The organism is Cysteiniphilum halobium (genome assembly GCF_003574425.1).
In the GTDB taxonomy this organism is placed as follows: domain Bacteria; phylum Pseudomonadota; class Gammaproteobacteria; order Francisellales; family Francisellaceae; genus Caedibacter; species Caedibacter halobius.
Map to the genome: position 1 here is coordinate 1 of NZ_QLIU01000018.1, position 4202 is coordinate 4202.

General features: G+C 35.8%; 3 protein-coding genes. All 3 read right to left on the reverse strand.

Features of this window, described 5'->3' with window-relative positions:
• Nucleotides 1-261 precede the first annotated feature (261 nt).
• Nucleotides 262-1218 (reverse strand): hypothetical protein, encoded by a 957-nt coding sequence (locus DNK85_RS04605; protein ID WP_119328402.1) that lies wholly within the window; start codon nt 1216-1218, stop codon nt 262-264.
• 54 nt (nt 1219-1272) lie between these two features.
• The gene (locus DNK85_RS04610) at nt 1273-3381 is read right to left on the reverse strand and encodes a hypothetical protein (RefSeq protein WP_119328403.1); all 2109 of its coding nucleotides are present in this window, start codon (nt 3379-3381) and stop codon (nt 1273-1275) included.
• A 292-nt stretch (nt 3382-3673) separates the two neighbouring features.
• Nucleotides 3674-4202 (reverse strand): hypothetical protein (locus DNK85_RS04615; RefSeq protein WP_162896526.1); only part of this gene is annotated, 529 nt, incomplete at its 5' end.

A 4202-nucleotide genomic window follows, 5' to 3' on the forward strand; every position in this document is an offset into this window, starting at 1 on the left:
TAAGATATGTTTTTTTCATGATTCTAACCTTTGTTTTGTTTTTTAACCTTAAAAGAGTTTGGATAACAGTTTGTATTGTCTGTTAAAATACTCCTTTAAAGTGTTTGGATTTTATTTTTGTATGATGCAAGCAATTGCAGCTGCTATGTCACCATGTTGATTAATCTTGCAATAAAGTTAATGAGATACCGATAAGCAAGGAAGATATGTACGGAAAACTCAGATCATGTAGCAGTAAAGTGGTAATAAATACAACTTATACTAATACACATCTTTTGAAACACAGCTGGCCATTCCACCTAATTGTGCCTTTTGAAACATATTCATCCAATCATCGCTACCGGAGTCATTCTTATTGATTCCTTCAGTGCCATTACCCTTGGTAAATGTGCATGGCATGATATCTTGATTTCCAGATACAAATGGTGTAATACCGTTATTCTTTCCCTTTCTGATTAAATCGTTCATAGATGAGTCTTCGTTTGTACCATTGGTGTATACCATAAAAACAGCTCTTCCATACATATTGTTATTGTCATGATGATGAGATTCAGACCAGTCATCATGATCTTGATGAAAGATATCATCAAATACACTGTCGTCATCTGAATCACTAGTTGTGTATGAAATATATCCATATCGTTTGCTATCTTCTGAACCGCTTGATCCCGCTTCAGGATTAGAGCCTGAGTATCTATCATATATTGCAGCATTGCCACCAGACCTGTAACCGCCATGATAGCTGTCAAAGTAAAATGACTTTTGCTGCTGATAACCAAGTGTCATTCCAACAGTTGGATCATTCATATCATTTAATATTGTCATATTTATTTTTGCATCACCATCTTCAGCTGAGTATGGGATATAACAAGCACCATGTGCTGGTAGATGAACAAGTAAATCATGACAACTTAATGAGCATAAGTCACCGGCAATATCATGATTAGAAGCTCTGCCATCTGCATCACCGTCAAAACTGTGACCAGCTGTTGGGAAAAAATGGACATCTGTTCCATCGCTTTTCAGATTTTTAATTTTGGCATCTAACGGCGCATCATTTGGGTTGGAAAAGATAATAATAGGGTATTTGTTATTATTGTCGGTTGCTTGTTCAGTATATGCGGTGTTATCAATATTAGAGTAATATTCAAAATCAGCGTGTGCTGCAGTGCCTAACCCTAGTAATATTATCAGTGGTAAAAAATTGAATTTATTCATGTTATATCTCCAAATTATTTGAATTAAATTGATTTAATCTTGTTAAGTGTCAGTTTATGACCAGTCTAATGGCACGTAGACACTGGAACCATTAAAAGAGATCATTGAACCCAGCGAACTTGCCATATAGGCATTTGATTCAGGTTTGAATATATCTGTTCTTTTTTGTCCATCAGCATCTAATGAGTTCGCAATATATTGTGACTTTGGAATATCCTTAGAGAAATGCAGTAGTGTTGAGAGTTTGTTATCTGGGAACAAGGATGGCATCATCACCAAAAGTATGCGACTGCTTAACCCTTGATCATCTACAGGTGCTACTTTCTCAGGGAGTGTTGCTGAGAAAATAGGTGTGGTTGACGACAAGTTTAATAATCCATTAGGTAAATAGCCATCAAGGTAAAAACTTGATGGTGTACTATCATCTGATAGTTGATAGTCAATGGTTGGATAACGTTTCACAAAATGATCATTTATAAAGTTGGATGTTGCCAACCATAAAGATACATCAGGTGCAGTCGCATCGCGAGCAATATAGAAATCATCTTCAAAAGCATCATATATGCCTTGCGTTGTCTGATCAGCTGAAAGTGCATCTTGATCAGAATGTCCTAGTTGCCTATAGTTATTAAAGTGATAATCAATGCCACTATTATTATGAATTGCATAATTAATAAAGCGATAATTACTCTCCGGAGTGACAGGTATTTCAAATTGCTTCCAGTTGTTGTTATCGCTGAGTACTTGACCTAGCTGAGTACCATACATACTTGAAGTGGATGCATATAGTTTAAGCTTGTCAACATAAGCTGCTTTCTGAATAAGTGAATAACCATCATTTGTTATAATCTGTCCGTTTGAATCAAACTTTGACATGAAACCAAACTGGGGTACTTGGCAGAATACAGGGTTGGTGTGACCATTTATGTTTATGTTTACTACCTGAGATGGATCACAGTAAAATGACTGCAATGGTCCATAAGCAGCATCACTTTGAAGGAAATACTCACCAGACAAACTGATATTTTTATTATCTCCAATTGAGTAGAGTCCATTGATGAAATATGGATAAAGTTTTTCTGGAGATGATTTAAAGTTAGCATGTGTACCGATACTATTTGTGTTCCAAGTTGTTTTTAAAGTAAGGTCTCCAGTTTTTGAATTTACAGGAGGGCTTGTGCGATCGGGGCTTGAAAAGAACAACTGTGAATCATCGTCAGCCTTATTAAGGCTAAGTGTATTTGAAGAAATAGCGTGTAAACCTTTTGCGTCACCATCAGTAACAGAAAAATATACATTTGCCTGTATCGCACTTAAATCACTATTTTCAGATAGATACAGTATGTAACTTAAAAAATTACTGCCAAGTATAACTGTATCTCCATATGTCTGGCTCAGTGAAGAATGATTTACATCATTAGCATCATACACAGCAGCGCTGTCAATATCACGCTCACTGTTTGTCAGTGTGTTCATCCGAGAGCTGATGAGATTAGCTGTGCCATTTGTCATCACAACATGCTGCTTGACAAAATCAATATCACCTTGTGTTATGGAATGACCATCATCTCTGGAGATGACAAGATATATTGGTTGTCCATAAACGCCATTGGCATAAGTATTTACCTGAGATTCATCAGATACACTATGGTTTGATCGAGTAGGTAGTTGAGACTGAAGCTTTATTTGAATGTGTTTGTAATCTTGATATTGTGCGTCTGATATTGAGCTAATATTCTCCACTGAAACGGATTGCTGTTCTATCATATCTTCTGGCAGTTTCTGGCTGTCGACAACATTATAGTTCGCTAGAAAAGCTTTAAAGTTCAATGTAGATAACTCTTTTGTACTACTAAAGTAAATCGTAGAAGGATTAGGTTCTGGTTGATGGGAAAACGTATCAGTAGATATTTCAGTAAAGCCAGTTGATGGCGTGAAGTACCCTTGGTTTTCAATATTATATATAAGCCCATTTCTACTAGAAAGTTCTTTTGTATCCAGGATATATTTGGAATCTGGGGTTAGCTGAACTTTATATAGATATACATTATCCTGGTTATATTGCATGACACCGACTTCTGTTGCCTTAATAGTGTCAGCATATGCTGAGAGGCTTAGCCCTATACTAACAAATGTTGTGATACCTTTGACTGCTTTTTTCATTGGTTATTTCTCCTTTAATTGATTGATAAATAAAATATGCATTAACGGTAAACTGTAAGTGATTGATAGAATACTGGTTAGGATGTATTGAATCTGATCACATATTGTAAATTAAATGTAAAATAATGATGAGGAGAGCTCAGATATCTTCAACAAACAGAGGTTTTTTATTGATGTCAGATTCGCTTAGGATGATAGAAAATATATTAGCTGTAAGCTGCTACAGTAAAATGAATAGTCTATCACAATGTTGGATTTATACACTTAACCCTTTTCTAGTGGGGCAAGAGGGCTATTGATTAAGATATTTTGCTCTGAGCTTATTATTAAAATAATCTCTCCAGCTGGTAGTATGATTTAGAAAATTGCTTATTTTCTGCAAAGTACTGATTTTATTAACTTGATAATTCTCTATCATTCCCGCATTCTGTACTCCTACATCGGGGTTGAGAACCTTATGATTTGATTCTCCTTCTATTGTTGAAGGAACTTCAACAGCACGTCCCTGTTCAAGAGGGTATGACATTCTATAGTCAATTTCTATTTGTAGCTGTTGAACAATACTCTGCCAAGCCATTCCATTAGGTCTACTCATATCAGGATTCTCGCTCAAACCCATTGAAAGCATTCCCTGGTCATCCCACGTTCTGCTTACATCAAGATAATTACCCAAAGCAGAAATATTAGATTGACCATAATAGATTTTATTTAATTGACTATTGGCTTTCTCTTTGGAGATTTTACCGTCTCCACAAAGTGTAACCAACTTATCTGGGTCTCTAAAGTCCATATTTGCTTTAACATCAAATGCAATCCCTGCC

Excerpts from the sequence above, each read along its gene's own strand:
- DNK85_RS04605 (WP_119328402.1), bottom strand. The coding sequence starts at position 1,218 with ATGAATAAATTCAATTTTTTACCACTGATAATATTACTAGGGTTAGGC.
- DNK85_RS04610 (WP_119328403.1), bottom strand. The coding sequence starts at position 3,381 with ATGAAAAAAGCAGTCAAAGGTATCACAACATTTGTTAGTATAGGGCTA.